Origin of the sequence: Kitasatospora sp. NPDC051170, assembly GCF_044455705.1 — a bacterium.
Lineage (GTDB): Bacteria > Actinomycetota > Actinomycetes > Streptomycetales > Streptomycetaceae > Kitasatospora.
Window position 1 is genome coordinate 354,753 of record NZ_JBITFA010000006.1, and the last position, 15,538, is coordinate 370,290.

13 protein-coding genes are annotated in these 15,538 nt (G+C 70.2%); 6 read left to right on the forward strand and 7 right to left on the reverse strand.

Annotation, left to right across the window (positions count from 1 at the left end; genetic code table 11):
• Positions 1-5 precede the first annotated feature (5 nt).
• Complete coding sequence (dnaB, locus tag ACIBCA_RS16545; protein WP_396283570.1) at positions 6-1,646, reverse strand: replicative DNA helicase; 1,641 nt, start codon at positions 1,644-1,646, stop codon at positions 6-8.
• A 426-nt stretch (positions 1,647-2,072) separates the two neighbouring features.
• On the opposite strand from dnaB, the gene ACIBCA_RS16550 reads away from it, so the two are divergent.
• Entirely contained in the window at positions 2,073-3,410 is a 1,338-nt protein-coding gene (locus tag ACIBCA_RS16550) for an MATE family efflux transporter (RefSeq protein ID WP_396283571.1), read from the forward strand.
• A 259-nt stretch (positions 3,411-3,669) separates the two neighbouring features.
• Here ACIBCA_RS16550 and rplI read toward each other — a convergent pair whose 3' ends face one another.
• The 4 genes from rplI to rpsF form a co-directional block, all read right to left on the reverse strand.
• On the reverse strand, positions 3,670-4,116 hold the full coding sequence (gene rplI / locus ACIBCA_RS16555) for a 50S ribosomal protein L9 (protein ID WP_396283572.1): 447 nt from the start codon (positions 4,114-4,116) through the stop codon (positions 3,670-3,672).
• Between the two features lie 17 nt (positions 4,117-4,133).
• A complete protein-coding gene (gene rpsR, locus ACIBCA_RS16560; RefSeq protein ID WP_030059640.1) occupies positions 4,134-4,370 on the reverse strand; it encodes a 30S ribosomal protein S18 in 237 nt (78 codons plus the stop codon).
• 79 nt (positions 4,371-4,449) lie between these two features.
• Positions 4,450-5,064 carry a single-stranded DNA-binding protein gene (locus ACIBCA_RS16565; RefSeq protein ID WP_396283573.1) on the reverse strand — a complete coding sequence of 205 codons (615 nt, stop codon included), beginning with the start codon at positions 5,062-5,064 and terminating at the stop codon, positions 4,450-4,452.
• 97 nt (positions 5,065-5,161) lie between these two features.
• The gene (rpsF, locus tag ACIBCA_RS16570; protein ID WP_030278276.1) at positions 5,162-5,452 is read right to left on the reverse strand and encodes a 30S ribosomal protein S6; all 291 of its coding nucleotides are present in this window, start codon (positions 5,450-5,452) and stop codon (positions 5,162-5,164) included.
• Between the two features lie 316 nt (positions 5,453-5,768).
• Between rpsF and ACIBCA_RS16575 the strand changes: the two genes are divergently transcribed.
• The 3 genes from ACIBCA_RS16575 to ACIBCA_RS16585 all read left to right on the forward strand — a co-directional run bounded on the left by ACIBCA_RS16575 (position 5,769) and on the right by ACIBCA_RS16585 (position 8,472).
• Positions 5,769-6,068, forward strand: a complete 300-nt coding sequence (locus ACIBCA_RS16575) for a hypothetical protein (RefSeq protein WP_396283574.1) — start codon at positions 5,769-5,771, stop codon at positions 6,066-6,068.
• 219 nt (positions 6,069-6,287) lie between these two features.
• Positions 6,288-7,406 carry a lipid II:glycine glycyltransferase FemX gene (locus ACIBCA_RS16580; RefSeq protein WP_396283575.1) on the forward strand — a complete coding sequence of 373 codons (1,119 nt, stop codon included), beginning with the start codon at positions 6,288-6,290 and terminating at the stop codon, positions 7,404-7,406.
• Positions 7,407-7,437: 31 nt separating this feature from the next.
• Positions 7,438-8,472 carry an alanine racemase gene (locus tag ACIBCA_RS16585; protein WP_396283576.1) on the forward strand — a complete coding sequence of 345 codons (1,035 nt, stop codon included), beginning with the start codon at positions 7,438-7,440 and terminating at the stop codon, positions 8,470-8,472.
• 128 nt (positions 8,473-8,600) lie between these two features.
• Here the strand turns inward: ACIBCA_RS16585 and ACIBCA_RS16590 are convergent, their stop codons facing one another.
• Both ACIBCA_RS16590 and ACIBCA_RS16595 read right to left on the reverse strand, forming a co-directional pair.
• Positions 8,601-10,178 (reverse strand): glycosyltransferase family 87 protein, encoded by a 1,578-nt coding sequence (locus ACIBCA_RS16590; protein ID WP_396283577.1) that lies wholly within the window; start codon positions 10,176-10,178, stop codon positions 8,601-8,603.
• Between the two features lie 202 nt (positions 10,179-10,380).
• Positions 10,381-12,855, reverse strand: coding sequence for a transglycosylase domain-containing protein (locus ACIBCA_RS16595; RefSeq protein WP_396283578.1), 2,475 nt, complete (start codon positions 12,853-12,855; stop codon positions 10,381-10,383).
• A gap of 519 nt (positions 12,856-13,374) precedes the next feature.
• Here ACIBCA_RS16595 and ACIBCA_RS16600 point away from each other — a divergent pair.
• The gene (locus ACIBCA_RS16600) at positions 13,375-14,070 is read left to right on the forward strand and encodes a PadR family transcriptional regulator (RefSeq protein WP_396283579.1); all 696 of its coding nucleotides are present in this window, start codon (positions 13,375-13,377) and stop codon (positions 14,068-14,070) included.
• A gap of 127 nt (positions 14,071-14,197) precedes the next feature.
• Positions 14,198-15,280, forward strand: coding sequence for an inositol-3-phosphate synthase (locus ACIBCA_RS16605; protein ID WP_396283580.1), 1,083 nt, complete (start codon positions 14,198-14,200; stop codon positions 15,278-15,280).
• The last annotated feature ends 258 nt before the right edge of the window (positions 15,281-15,538 follow it).

Here is a 15,538-nt window from a genome sequence, read left to right on the forward strand (position 1 = left end):
GCCGCTCAGTCCCGGGTCATGTCGACGAAGCGGGAGTAGTGGCCCTGGAAGGCGACGGTGATCGTCGCGGTGGGGCCGTTACGGTGCTTGGCGACGATCAGGTCGGCCTCGCCCGCGCGGGGGGACTCCTTCTCGTAGGCGTCCTCGCGGTGCAGCAGGATGACCATGTCGGCGTCCTGCTCGATGGAGCCGGACTCTCGCAGGTCCGACACCATCGGCCGCTTGTCGGTGCGCTGCTCGGGGCCACGGTTCAGCTGGGAGAGCGCGATGACCGGCACTTCCAGCTCCTTGGCCAGCAGCTTGAGGTTACGGGACATGTCCGAGACCTCCTGCTGGCGGTTCTCGGCCCGGCGGGAGCCTCCGGACTGCATCAGCTGGAGGTAGTCGATGACGATCAGCTTGATGTCGTTGCGCTGCTTGAGCCGGCGGCACTTGGCGCGGATCTCCATCATCGACAGGTTCGGGGAGTCGTCGATGAACAGCGGGGCCTCGCTGACGTCCGGCATCCGGCGGGCCACGCGCGTCCAGTCGTCGTCCGTCATGTTGCCGGAGCGCATGTGGTGCAGCGCGACCCGGGCCTCGGCGGAGAGCAGGCGCATGGCGATCTCGTTGCGCCCCATTTCGAGCGAGAAGATCACGCTCGGCAGCTTGTTGTGGATCGAGCAGGCCCGGGCGAAGTCCAGCGCGAGGGTGGACTTACCCATGGCGGGGCGGGCCGCGATGACGATCATCTGGCCGGGGTGGAGGCCGTTGGTGAGGGCGTCGAAGTCGGCGAAGCCGGTCGGCACGCCGGACATCTGGCCCTGGCGGGAGCCGATCGCCTCGATCTCGTCGAGGGCGCCCTCCATGATGTCGGCGAGCGGGGCGTAGTCCTCGTTGGTCCGCTGCTCGGTGACGGCGTAGATCTGCGCCTGGGCGGCGTTGACGATCTCGTCCACGTCGCCCTCGGCCGCGTAGCCCATGCCGGCGATGCGGGTGCCGGCCTCGACCAGGCGGCGCAGGACGGCGCGCTCGTTGACGATCTGGGCGTAGTACTCGGCGTTGGCCGCGGTCGGGACGGAGTTGACCAGGGTGTGCAGGTAGGAGGCGCCGCCGACGCGCTGCAGCTCGCCGCGCTTGGTCAGCTCGCCGGCCACGGTGATCGGGTCGGCCGGCTCGCCGCGGGCGTAGAGGTCGAGGATCGCGCCGTGGATCATCTCGTGCGCGGGCCGGTAGTAGTCGGCCGGCTTGAGCACCTCGACGACGTCGGCGATGGCGTCCTTGGAGAGCAGCATGCCGCCGAGGACGGACTGCTCGGCGGCGAGGTCCTGCGGGGGGACGCGCTCGAAGCCGTCGGCGCCGCCCTGGCCCTCGTCCCCGTCGCCGTCCCGGCGGTCGCCCTTGCCGCCCCGGAACCCGTCCTTCTGGAAGCCGCCCTTCTTGAAGCCCTCGCCGCGACCACCGCCCTGACCACCGCCGCCTTGACCGCCGCCACCGCCGCCGCCACCGCCCTGGCCACCGCGGTTGCGGGAGACGGGGAGGCGGTCGCCGGGCCCGTCAGGGAAGGGGGCGTCGTCGAAGGCCCCGGCCGGGAACGGGTCCTCGGCGGGCTGCCAGTCCTCCTCCGGCGGCGGGGCGTCGTGGGGGTCGTACTGGGGGCCGGTCACGCGTTTCCCCGATCAGCGAGTGGTGCGAGTCTGGAGCGGAGCCGCTCCTCTTTGTACGCCACGGCAGCGACAAACCGGACGCCGGGGCGGGCGGGAGTGTCGGGTGGAGGGCCCACGCTAAGGCGCCGGGAGCCCTGTCGCCAAGGCGGTTATCCACAGGGGGTGTGGACGAGTGGCCCCGGTCTGTGGAGAACTGCCGCAAAGCTGTGGACACCCCTGTGGAAGCTCCTGTGGATAAACCGACCATCGCCCCACTGTCAACTCGCTGACCTGCGATTACCTCTTCCCGGGGCTGTGCATGAGAAATTCTTCACACGCTGCCGGACGGCTGTGGGCGCCACACTCTCCGCGACCGTCCTCCACACGTTCGAGTAATGCCTGATAAGGCATAGCAGCCATTACCTGTGGATGAGTACGCTGGTGCCCATGACCGCCGCCCCCACCGCGCCGCCCTCCGGACGCCGTCACGACCGGGAGATCCTCGCCCTGGCCGTGCCCGCCTTCGGCGCGCTCGTCGCCGAGCCGCTCTTCCTGATGGCCGACTCGGCGATCGTCGGCCACCTCGGCACCCCACAGCTCGCCGGTGTCGGCGTCGCCTCCGCCGCCCTGTCCACCGCGACCGGGGTGTTCGTCTTCCTCGCCTACGCCACCACCGCGGCCGTCGCCCGCCGGATCGGCGCCGGTGACCGCCGGGGCGCCGTCCAGCAGGGCGTCGACGGCCTCTGGCTCGCGGCCGCCCTCTCCGTCCCCGTCGTGCTGCTCACCCTGCTGCTGGCCCCCTGGGTGGCCACCGCCCTGGGCGCCTCGCCGACGGCGGCGCCGTACGCGGTGACGTACCTGCGGATCAGCTCCCTGGGCATCCCCGCGATGCTCCTGGTCCTGGCCGCCACCGGCGTGCTGCGCGGACTCCAGGACACCCGCACCCCCCTGGTGGTGGCCGTGGCGGGCTTCGCGGCCAACCTCGGCCTCAACGCCGGCCTGGTCTACGGCGCCGGGCTCGGCGTGGCCGGCTCCGCCTGGGGGACGGTACTGGCGCAGACCGGGATGGCGGCCGTCTACCTGGTCGTGGTGGTGCGCGGCACCCGCCGCGAACGGGCCTCCCTGCGGCCGGACCGGGCCGGCATCCGGGCGAGCGCCAGGGCCGGGGGCCCGCTGCTGGTGCGTACGGTCAGCCTGCGCGCCGTACTGATGCTCGCCACCGCCGTGGCCGCCCGGCTCGGCGACGACCAGGTGGCCGCGCACCAGGTCACCATGACGCTGTTCAACTTCCTGGCCTACGCGCTGGACGCCATCGCCATCGCCGGCCAGGCCATCATCGGGCGCTTCCTGGGCGCCGGGGACGTCCCGGCCGCGAGGGGGGCGACCCGGCGGATGGTCGAGTGGGGCGTCGGCTCCGGGGTGCTGCTCGGCCTGCTGGCGGTGCTCGCCCGGCCGCTGTACATCCCGCTGTTCACGCCCGACCCGGCCGTCCAGGCCCAGCTGGGCACCGCCCTGCTGCTGCTCGCCCTCAGCCAGCCGGTGGCCGGGCTGGTCTTCGTCCTGGACGGGGTGCTGATGGGCGCCGGGGACGGCCCCTACCTGGCCCGGGCGGCGCTGGCGACGCTGGCGGTGTTCACCCCGGTCGCCCTGGCCGTCCCCGCCAGCGGCACCGGTCTGGCCGGGCTCTGGTGGGCGATGAACCTGTTCCTGCTGGTCCGCGCCGCGTTCCTGGTCTGGCGCGCCCGGGGCGGCCGCTGGCTGGTCACCGGCGCCGTCCGCGGCTAGGGCGGGTCTGACAATTGGCGTCGGATCAGCGGGCGGCGTTGGGGTGCGTGCATCGGCGGTGCCGAGGAGGGAGCCACTGCGGAGCATTGGCGACTGACGAGAAGCCGTCGAGGTGCGCTTGTGCCCTGGGGGTACCTCCCGGCCGAAGGCTGGGGGAGCGGCGACCGCCCGGCGGGAATTGTCAGACCCGCCCTAACCCGGGAACGACCGAGGGCCGGACTCCCGGAGGAGTCCGGCCCTCAGGCCACTGCTAAGGAATTCAGGCAGCCACGACGGCGACGTCGAGGTTGGCCACGACGTCCGAGTGCAGCTTGACCGAGACCTTGTGGGTGCCCACGGTCTTGATCGGCGAGGCGATCGCGACGGCGCGCTTGTCCACAGCCGGGCCGCCGGCGGCCTTGATGGCCTCGACGACGTCGGCCTGGGTCACCGAACCGAACAGACGGCCGGCGTCGCCCGAGCGGACGGCCAGCTTGACCTGGACGCCCTCGAGCTTGCCCTTGACCTCGGTAGCGGCCTCGAGCGTCTGGATGGCGTGGATCTTGCGGGCGCGACGGATCGCGTCGACGTCCTTCTGGCCACCCTTGGTCCAGCGGATGGCGAAGCCACGCGGGACCAGGAAGTTGCGGGCGTAGCCGTCCTTGACCTCGACGACCTCGCCGGCGGAGCCGAGACCCGGGACCTCGTGCGTGAGGATGATCTTCATTACTCGGTCACCCTCTCTTAGCGCGCGGTGCTGGTGTAGGGCAGCAGCGCCATCTCACGGCTGTTCTTCACGGCCGTGGCGACGTCACGCTGGTGCTGGGTGCAGTTGCCGGTGACCCGGCGGGCACGGATCTTTCCGCGGTCGGAGATGTACTTCCGCAGCAGGTTCGTGTCCTTGTAGTCAACGTAGTTGACCTTGTCCTTGCAGAAGACGCAAACCTTCTTCTTCGGCTTGCGAGCAGGCGGCTTCGCCATGGTGTGCTCCATTTGGGGTTCACGGCCCGGTCCGCGCCCGAGGGCGCCGGCGGCCGGGCCGCACGAAATCTGTCAGCTCTTAGAACGGAGGCTCTTCCGAGTAGCCGCCACCGCCGCTGCCGCCGGAGTTTCCACCCCAGCCGCCGCTCTGGTTCCCACCGGACGGGGCGCTGGACGCCCAGGGATCGTCGGACGGGCCGGACTGGCCGCCGGAGTTTCCACCCCAGCTGCCGCCCTGCTGGCCGCCACCGCCGCCACCCCAGTTGCCCTGGCCGCCGCCGCCCTGCTGGGCGCCGCCGAAGCCGCCACCGCCGCCGGGACCGCCGGAGCGGTTGGCGCGGGTGACCTTGGCGGTCGCCGAGCGCAGGCTCGGGCCGACCTCGTCGACCTCGACCTCGAAGACCGTCCGCTTCTCGCCTTCCTTGGTCTCGTAAGACCGCTGGCGCAGCCGGCCCTGCACGATGACGCGCATGCCCCGCTGAAGCGACTCGGCCACGTTCTCCGCCGGCTGACGCCAGACGTTGCACGTGAGGAAGAGGCTCTCGCCGTCCTTCCACTCGTTCGTCTGGCGGTCGAAGGTGCGGGGGGTGGACGCGATGCGGAACTTCGCGACCGCCGCACCCGACGGGGTGAAGCGCAGCTCGGGATCGTCGACGAGATTGCCGACGAGGGTGATGACGGTCTCGCCTGCCATGGTGGAGATGACCTCTCGGGAAGTTGTCCGTTCACCGCATGTTTCACGTGAAACAGCGGACGCGAGCTACCCGAGACCCGAAGGCCTCAGAGGTGGCTCAGTGGGTGTCCGGGCGCAGGACCTTGGTCCGCAGAACCGACTCGCTCAGGCCCAGCTGGCGGTCGAGCTCCTTGACGACCTCAGGCGTGGCCTTGAGGTCGATGACCGAGTAGATGCCCTCGGACTGCTTGTTGATCTCGTAAGCCAGACGGCGGCGACCCCAGGTGTCGACCTTCTCCACCTTGCCGCCGCCGTTGCGGACGACAGCCAGGAAGGACTCGATCAGGGGGGAGACAGCGCGCTCCTCGACCGAGGGGTCGAGGATGACCATCAGCTCGTAGTGACGCATGAGTAACCCACCTCCTTTGGACTCAGCGGCCACGGTCTCTCCGTGGCAGGAGGGTTGTGCGTAGCGTCGGCACCGGTGCGGTGACGACACCGGCTCACCGTAGCGGCCGGGTCCGACAGTCGGGCCCCGCTCACCCGAAAGGGTTTGACCCTCACGAGGGCACAAGGGGGCACAACTACACCAGTGCAGACGGCACAGCCTACCTGCACCCGGACGGCCGAACAAAACGCACAGGGGTTGTGGGACGGACCCAACCGCCGCAATCTGGACGAACGGGATTCCTGCCCGTTCGTCTCCACGCCTGGAGGTGGGACTCATGGCCCAGTCCGTCCACCGCATGCCCGCGCTCACGCTGAACACCGACGGCCACCCGCACCCCCGCGAGAACACCCTGGTGGCGCTCACCGCCGTGCTGGGCGTGATCGCCTTCACCACCTCGTTCTTCTACAACCTGCACCTGCTGACCTCGTGGACCGGCCTGGCCGGGATCGTCACCGGTCTGTGGGGCATGTTCGTCTCGGTCACCACCGCCGAGCGCTTCGTCCTGATGGTCACGCTGGGCGCCTCCGCGGTCGGCTTCTACCTCGGCATCGCCCGCGGCGGTCTCTGGGGCTGACCGAAGAAGCCCGACCGAAGGAGGCTGACCGGAAGGGGCCGACCGCGCCCGGTCGGGCCGTCCAGGAACCCTCAGCGCCCCCGTGGCGTATCTGCAAGCAGACAGGTACGCGACGGGGGCGCCGTCCTGCCCGCAGCCGCGGGCCCCCGGGCCCCGGACGATAGGGTCAGCCCGAGAACCTGGGGCCACCGCAGCCCGACCGACGAGGAGCACCGAGCAATGAGCCTGCGCCTGAGGACGATCACCCGCGAGGAGCACCTCGCCTTCATCAGGAGCCGCGCCTCGGCCAGCCACATGCAGGTGCCGGCCTGGGGTGACGTGAAGGCCGAGTGGCGCTCGGAGTCGATCGGCTGGTTCGACGAGACCGACCAGCTCATCGGCGCCGGCCTGGTGCTCTACCGCCAGTTGCCCAAGGTCAAGCGCTACCTGGCCTACCTGCCCGAGGGCCCGGTCATCGACTGGTTCGACCGCGACCTCGAACGCTGGCTCTCCCCGATGCTGGCGCACCTCAAGTCGCAGGGCGCGTTCTCCGTGAAGATGGGCCCGCCGGTGGTCATCCGCCGCTGGAACGCCCCCACCATCAAGGAGGCCATCGCCGGCAAGCAGGCCAAGCGCCTGCGCGACATCGAGGCCGACTGGTACGAGCCGCGCGCCTTCGAGGTGGCCGACCGGCTGCGCAAGGCGGGCTGGCTGCAGGGCGAGGACGGCGGCGCCGGCTTCGGCGACGTCCAGCCGCGCTACGTCTACCAGGTGCCGCTGGCCAACCGCTCGCTGGACGACATCCAGAAGGGCTTCAACCAGCTCTGGCGCCGCAACATCAAGAAGGCCGAGAAGAGCGGCGTCGAGGTCGTCCAGGGCGGCTACGACGAGCTGCCGATCTTCCACCAGCTCTACCTGGTCACCGCCGAGCGCGACAAGTTCACCCCGCGCCCGCTGGCCTACTTCCAGCGGATGTGGAAGGCCCTCAACTCCGAGGACCCGAACCGCATGCGGCTCTACATCGCCTACCACGAGGGCGAGCCGCTGGCCTCGACCACGATGCTGGTCGTCGGCGAGCACGTCTGGTACTCCTACGGCGCCTCCGCCAACCACAAGCGCGAGGTCAAGCCGTCCAACGCGATCCAGTGGCGGATGATGCGCGACGCGTACGCCCTGGGCGGCGGCGTGTACGACCTGCGCGGCATCAGTGACACCCTGGACGAGAACGACCACCTGTTCGGCCTGATCCAGTTCAAGGTCGGCACCGGCGGCCAGGCGGCCGAGTACCTCGGCGAGTGGGACTTCCCGCTGAACAAGCTGCTGCACAAGGCGCTGGACCTCTACATGTCCCGCCGCTGACCCACCGCCCGCCGCTGAGGAGGCTTATCCGATGACGCTGTCGCTCTACCTCGAGACCGACCGCTGGCGCGCCCACCAGCGCTCCGTCCTCGCCGAGTTCCCCGGCCTGGTGCCCGTCGCCAAGGGGAACGGCTACGGCCTGGGCAACCACCGGCTGGCCGAGGAGGCGACGCTGCTCGGCACCGGGGTGCTGGCCGTCGGCACCGCGTACGAGGCCGCCGACGCGGCCGAGTGGTACGGCGGCGAACTGCTGGTGCTCACCCCGTACCGGGTCGGCGAGGAGGTGCTGCCGCTGCCGCACGCCCGGGTGATCCGGACGGTCGCGAACGTGGACGCGCTGCGGGCGCTGCACGGCGCCCGGGTGGTGCTGGAGTGCATGACCACCATGCGCCGGCACGGCGTGAGCGCGGACGACCTGCGCACCGTCGCCGCCGAGCTCGAGGGCGTCTCCTTCGAGGGCCTGGCGCTGCACCTGCCGATGGACCGGCCGGACGGCTCCAGCCCCGTCGAGGAGGTCGCGTACTGGGTGGACACCGCCAGGGCGGTCGGCATCCCGGTGCACACCGTCTTCGTCAGCCACCTCGGCGCGGCCGGCATGGAACAGCTGGCCCAGCGCTACCCGGGCACCGTCTTCCGGGCCCGGATCGGCACCCGGCTCTGGCTGGGCGACCACGGCGCCCTGGAGGTCCGGGCGACGGTGCTGGACGTCACCCGGCTCAAGAAGGGCGACCGCTACGGCTACCGCCAGCACCCGGCGCCCTCCGACGGCCACATCCTGGTGGTCGCCGGCGGCACCGCGCACGGCATCGGCCTGGAGGCGCCCAAGTACGTGCAGAGCATGGGCGCGCGGGCCAAGGGCATCGCCCGGGCGGGCCTGGCGACCGTCAACAAGACCAAGTCGCCGTTCCACTGGGCCGGCAAGCAGCTCTGGTTCGCCGAGCCGCCGCACATGCAGGTCTCCCTGCTGTTCCTGGACGGCGAGACCGAGCCCCCCGCGATCGGCGAGGAACTCGGCCTCCAGGTGCGGCACACCACCACGCACTTCGACCGCGTGGTGGACCGCTGATCTGCTCTGAGGGCGCTCGGCTCGCCTCCGGGCCGCTCTGACCCGGTGCCGACGGTCGGCGCTCCGGCGCTCGTACCTCGCTGGTCGCTTCTCCCTTTCGGCACCGGCGCGGCCCTTCGGCTCGCGCGCTAGCTCTTCTCGGCCGGCTCCGGCGGCTGTGGCTGCTCGTACAGCCACCCCTCGGGGCCGGCCGGCGCGTACGCGGCGTAGCTCTCCTGCTCGCGCAGGTACCGGGCGGTGCCGATGACGAAGGCGTCCGGGGCGCGGTCGAGCACCCCGCCGGAGGGGTCGTCGCTGCCGTCCCAGCGGACGGGATCGCGGTCCGGGTAGAGGGCGTCGCGCACCACCACGACGACCAGGTAGAGCGTGCCCAACACGTGCAGCACGAGCGCGAAGTTGTACCAGGGCTCGCCGATGCCGTGCTGCTTGGGCCCGGTGACGAAGCCCAGGTGGGACCAGATGCCCAGGGTGTAGAGCACCTCGCACGCCTGCCAGATCAGGATGTCCCGCCAGCGCGGCCGGGCCAGCACCGCGAGCGGCAGCAGCCAGAGCGAGTACTGCGGCGAGTAGACCTTGTTGGTCAGCACGAACAACGCGACCACCAGGAAGGCCAGTTGTGCGAACCGCGGCCGCCGGGGCGCCGAGAGGCCCAGCCACGCTATGGCCACGCAGCCCAGCACCATCAGCACCCCGATGTACAGGTCGAGGTCGGCCAGGGCCGCGCCGCGCCAGCGCATCAGCAGCAGCCAGATCGAGCCGTAGTCCTCGCCGCGGTGCTTGCTGAACACGTAGAAGGTGGACCAGCCCTGCCAGTTGGCGAACATGACGGGCAGGTCGACCAGCAGCCAGGCGCCCACCGCCCCGCCCAGCATCGCCCGGAACCCGCGCCACTTCCCGGCCCGCCAGCAGAGCACCAGCAGCGGGCCGATCAGGAGCACCGGGTAGAGCTTGGCGGCGGTGGCCAGGCCGATGAAGACGCCCGCCCAGCCGGGCCGGGAGCCGGCCCACCAGGCCATGCCCACCGCGGCCAGGGCGACGGCGAGGAGGTCCCAGTTGACGGTGCCGTTGAGCAGCAGGACGGGCGCGAGCGCGAACATCATCGCGTCCCAGGGGCGCCGGCGGTGGGTGCGCGAGAGCGCCACCACGGCGATCACCGCGCAGGCCATCAGCATCCCGGCGTTGATCGCCCAGAACCACTGCTCCTGGCTCTGCTGGTCCCCGCCGGGGGTCAGCCAGGCCGCGACCTGCATGAACAGGCCCGTCAGCACCGGGTATTCGAGGTACTGGAGGTCCCCCGAGCTGCCGGGGATGCGGTCCAGGTACGGGTGCAGCCCGGCCGAGAATCCGCGCCCGGAGAACAGGTGCGGGACGTCGCTGTAGCAGGCGTGGATGTACTGCGGCGAGCCCGGCTGGAACCACGCCTGCTCGTAGCAGGGCAGCTTCTGGGCCATGCCGAGCGCCGAGATCACGATGACCACGAGCGCCAGGAAGCGGGCCGGCACCCACCAGGAGACGCCGAGCAGCGCGCGGCGGCCGGGCGGGCCGCCGAAGACCTCGCTGCCGGCCGCCGCCACCGGGTCCTCGTCGGCCGGGACGACCACGGTGTTCGCCGGCGGCGCGGCCGTGGCGACGCCTGCCGGAGCGGACGGGGCGGCGGTGCCGGGCCCGGGCGGGGCGGCGGTTTCGTCACGATCGCTCGACGTCATGCCGCACATCCTGCCGCACCGGCCCGCCCTGGACGAGGATGCCCCCGCAAACCGTTCCGGCGGCCGCACCGGGAACGGGAGCGCAACGGCGACGAAACGGCGGCGGGACGGCCGCAGGACGGCGGAGGGACGGCGGAGGGACGAGAACGGCGGTGGCGGCCCTCCGAGGAGGACCGCCACCGCCGTCGGGGCTTCCGGTTCGCTACTGCGGGGCGGCCTGGCCCCCGCCGCCCCCTCCGCCGCCGGGAGTGGGCGTCGTGCCGCCGGTCGGCTTGCCGCCGCCGCTGCCTCCGCCGTTGCCCGCGCCGCCGTTCGGCGGCCCCGAGGTGGGCTGCGTCGGGCAGAACAGGGGGAGGCAGGGGGTGGACGGGCCCGGTCCCGGGTGGTGGCTGTTGGACGGCGACGGCTGACCCGGGCAGTCCACGCCCGGCACGCAGGCGCCCGAGGTGGTCGGGCCCGGCTGCGGCTGGTTCGGCTGCGGCTGGTTCGGCTGCACCGGCGGGGGCGTCGGCGCCTCGGTGCCCGGGGTGGTCGGCATGTTGGTGGACGGCGCGCCCGAGGAGTCGACCTCGGTGCCGACCGGGGTCGGCGTCGGGAAGTCGACGGACTTCTCGTTGGCGAGCGCGGCCTTCATGTACCGGGTGAAGATGTCGGTCGGGAGGGCACCACCGTGGATGGACTCCTGTCCGGCGGTGCCGTTGAGCGACTCCCGCTGGTGCTTGCTCGGGTCCTCGCGCCACATCGCGACGCTGGTCGACAGCTGCGGGGTGTACCCCACCCACCAGGCCGACTTGTTCTTGTCGGTGGTACCGGTCTTGCCGGCCACCGGGCGGCCCAGGGCGTTGGTGGCCTTACCGGTACCGTTCTTCGCCACGTTCACCAGCACGTCGGTGACGTTGTCGGCGACGGCCGGCTCCAGCGCGACCTTGGTGTCCTTCTTGCCGAAGCCCGCGCGCTCCGTGCCGTCCACCTCGACCTTGGTGACGGAGTAGGTCTCGGCCGCCTTGCCGCTGGCCGCGAAGGTGGCGTAGGCGTTGGCCATCCGGATCGGGCTGACGGTGGAGGTGCCGATCGGGAAGGTCGCGGTGTTGGTGCCCGCGAGGCCCTCCTTCTTGAGGCCCATCTGCATGGCGATGTTGGCCACGTTGTCGTTGCCGACGTCCTGACCGAGCTGGACGAAGGGCACGTTGTACGACCACTGCATGGCCTGGCGCAGCGAGACGTAGCCGCGCTTGCCGGTGTCCTCGTTCTTCTGCTTGTAGGGCTTGCCGTCGTCGCCGATCACCGGTGAGCCGTCCACCTTGCGGATCACGGCCATGTCGTCGGAGAGGTAGCGGCTGTCGGCGTTGATCCGCTTGGGCTTGCCGCTGTCGTCCTTCGAGGTGAGCACGCCCATCTGCATCGCGGTGGCCAGCACGAAGGGCTTGAAGGTCGAGCCGACCTGCACCCCGGTGACCTCGGCGTTGTTGTCGAAGTGCCCGTTCTCCACGCCGTCGCCGCCGTAGATCGCGACCAGGGCCCCGTCGTTGGGCTTCACGCTCGCCGCGGCGAACTGGACGAAGGTGTCGTTGTCGGGGCGCTTGACCGGGTCGAGGTTCGCGGCCTTGACGTCGTCGACGGACTTCTTGAGGGCCTCGACCTTGTCCTTCTCGAAGGTCGTGTAGATCTTCAGGCCGCCCTTGTCGATCACCTGCTGGGTGATGGTCTTGTCGGTGGCCGTCACGTAGCGGTTGGCGGTGTCGACCAGGTAGCTGATCTGGCCGTTCATCTTGGAGCTGGCCTTCTGCGCTATCGGCATCGGGTAAGCCGTGCACTTGGCCCGCTCCTCCGGGCTGATGGCCTTGATCTTCACCATCTGCTCGAGGATCCAGGCCCACCGCCCCTCGGCCCGCTCCTTGTTGTTCGGGTTGGTGGGGTCGTAGTACGTCGCGCCCTTGAGCAGGCTGGCCAGCATCGCGCTCTGGCAGACGTTGAGGTCCTTGGCGTCGATGCCGTAGTACGCCTGGGCCGCCGCCTGGGCGCCGTTGGCGCCGCGGCCGAACCAGCTGGTGTTCAGGTAGCCCTTGAGGATCTCGTTCTTGTCGAGCTTCTGGTTGATCTTCAGGGTGATGAAGAACTCCCTGACCTTGCGGTCCAGGGTCTGCTCCTGGCTCAGGTAGGCGTTCTTCACGTACTGCTGGGTGATCGTCGAGGCGCCCTGGGTCTCGCCGCCCTTGGCCATGTTGTAGACGGCGCGCAGCATGCCCTTGGGGTCGATGCCGCTGTCGCTGCGGAAGTCCTGGTTCTCCGCGGCGATGACGGCGTTCTGCAGGTTGGGGCTGATGTCCTTGAGCTCGACGATCTGACGGTTCGCCTCGCCCTTGCGGGTCATCTCCGTGTTGTCGGCCCAGTAGTAGATGGTGTTCTGGCGGTTGACCAGGGAGTTCATGTCGGGGATCTGGGTGGTCTGGTACAGGTAGAACACCAGGCCGACGAAGCAGCCGAAGACCAGCAGGAAGCCGCTCAGCCACTGCTTCCAGGACGGCAGCCAGCGCCGCACGCCGGTCTTGCCGAACCGCGGGTAGTCGATGAAGCGCTTCTTGCCCGGCCCGGCGGCAGCGGCCGCGGTCGCCGCGGCGGCGCCCTTCTTGCCCCGGCCGCCCTTGGCGGCGGCCTTGCGCATCTCGGCCCGTGTCATCCGCGGCTGCTGAGCGGTCTCCCGGACGCCCTGTGCGCGTGAGCGGCCGAGGCCCTCCGAACGCAGCTCGTCCTGTCCCGGTCCACCCCGACGACCTGCGCCGTTCTCCGGGGGCTTCGGCCCGTCACCGCCCGGGTTGGGCGTCTTTCGGCGCCGTTCGCTCATGTTGCAGCCACTCCTCGCCAGGCGATTCAAGCCTGAAGGCAGGGTTCACGTCCGAATGCCCGCAAACCGCCCTAACCCCGGAGGTGGTCCTCGTGCACACGCGACAGCGTACGCAGCCTGGAAATACAACTAATCGGGCATCAGCCACTATTAGCCGCAAAAAGGCGTCAGATCATTACAGGCCCGTTGCCAACCCCACCCGCGCGTCGGCTTGTGATCACATTCACGCGTGCCCCCCTTGCCGGTTTCGGGGGCCAGGCTTACTGTTCTCGATATATCGAGCCGATACATCGAAACGGCATACTGTTCCGGTGCTCGGCCGAACCAGGGTCGAGAGGGAGGAGGACGACACCCGTGGGCCGACGCTCAGGAGTGCTGGAGTTCGCCGTCCTCGGCCTGCTCCACGACGCCCCGATGCACGGGTACGAGCTGCGCAAGCGGCTCAACATCCTGCTCGGGACGTTCCGCGCACTCTCCTACGGAACGCTCTACCCCTGCCTGAAGAGCCTGGTCGCCCAGGGTTTCCTCGTCGAGGACAACCCGGACGTCGAGTACGTCCCGGCCACCGCGCTCAACGGCAAGCGGTCGAAGATCGTCTACCGGCTCTCCGCCGAGGGCAAGCAGCGCTTCGAGGAGCTGCTCGCCGATTCCGGGCCCGACGCCTGGGAGGACGAGCACTTCGGCGTCCACTTCGCCTTCTTCGGGCAGACCGACCGGGCCGTGCGCATGCGCGTCCTGGAGGGCCGCCGCAGTCGACTGGAGGAGCGCCTGGAGCGGATGCGCAACTCGCTGGCCCGCGCCCGCGAGCGGTTCGACGACTACACCGTCGAGCTGCAGCGGCACGGACTCGAGTCGGTGGAGCGCGAGGTCCGCTGGCTCAACGAGCTGATCGAGACCGAGCGGGCCAACCGGACCGGCCGGCCCGGCCCCGCCAACGGCACCACCGCCGTACACCCCCAGACTTCGGACGGCCGTGGCCAGGAGGACGGGTCCCAGGACCCGCCCGAGCCACCGTACGACCGCCCGGGGCGCTCCGCCCAGGAGCGCTGACACCGCGCCAGCCTCGTGCCGCGCGGCAGGAGTGGGCGCCTCGTGCGCCCGTACAAGCAGTCATCGATGAAGCAGGACGAGTTCCGCCCGCCCGGCGGACCTCATGAGATCAGAGGGAGCAACCGGAATGGGTTCGGTTCGCGTAGCCATCGTGGGCGTCGGCAACTGCGCCGCGTCGCTGGTGCAGGGTGTCGAGTTCTACAAGGACGCCGACCCGGCCGGCAAGGTCCCCGGCCTGATGCACGTCCAGTTCGGTGACTACCACGTCAGTGACGTGGAGTTCGTCGCCGCGTTCGACGTGGACGCCAAGAAGGTCGGCTTCGACCTGGCGGACGCCATCGGCAACAGCGAGAACAACACCATCAAGATCTGCGACGTGCCGCCGACCGGCGTCACCGTGCAGCGTGGCCACACCCTCGACGGCCTGGGCAAGTACTACCGCCAGACCATCGAGGAGTCGGACGAGACCCCGGTCGACGTCGTCCGGATCCTCAAGGACAAGCAGGTCGACGTCCTGGTCTGCTACCTGCCCGTCGGCTCCGAGCAGGCGGCCAAGTTCTACGCCCAGTGCGCCATCGACGCCAAGGTCGCCTTCGTGAACGCCCTGCCGGTGTTCATCGCGGGCACCAAGGAGTGGGCGGACAAGTTCACCGAGGCCGGCGTGCCGATCGTCGGTGACGACATCAAGTCCCAGGTCGGCGCCACCATCACGCACCGCGTGATGGCCAAGCTGTTCGAGGACCGCGGTGTCGTCCTCGAGCGCACCATGCAGCTGAACGTCGGCGGCAACATGGACTTCAAGAACATGCTCGAGCGCGAGCGCCTGGAGTCCAAGAAGATCTCCAAGACCCAGGCCGTCACCTCGCAGATCCGCGACCGCGAGCTGGGCGAGAACAACGTCCACATCGGTCCCTCGGACTACGTGGCCTGGCTGGACGACCGCAAGTGGGCCTACGTCCGCCTCGAGGGCCGCGCGTTCGGCAACGTCCCGCTGAACCTGGAGTACAAGCTCGAGGTCTGGGACTCCCCGAACTCGGCCGGTGTCATCATCGACGCCGTGCGCGCCGCGAAGATCGCCAAGGACCGCGGCATCGGCGGCCCGATCCTGTCGGCCTCCTCGTACTTCATGAAGTCCCCGCCGGTCCAGTACTTCGACGACGAGGCCAAGGAGAACGTCGAGAAGTTCATCCGCGGCGAGGTCGAGCGCTGAACCGGAGCGGACTGAACCGAAACGGGCCGGCCTGAGACGGGTCGACCCGAAACGGGCCGGCCTGGAAACGGGCTGACCTGAAACGGGCTGACCGCTCCTAGCTCCACCGAAGGGCCCACGACCTCGGGGCGGTTTCTAGTGGTCGTTGCAACACGTGGTCGGTTGTCTAGGCCGCGATGAGTTTATGCAGACGCTCGGCTGGGGTTTCCCAGCCGAGCGTTTTGCGTGGGCGGCGGTTGAGCTGGTCGGCGACGAAGG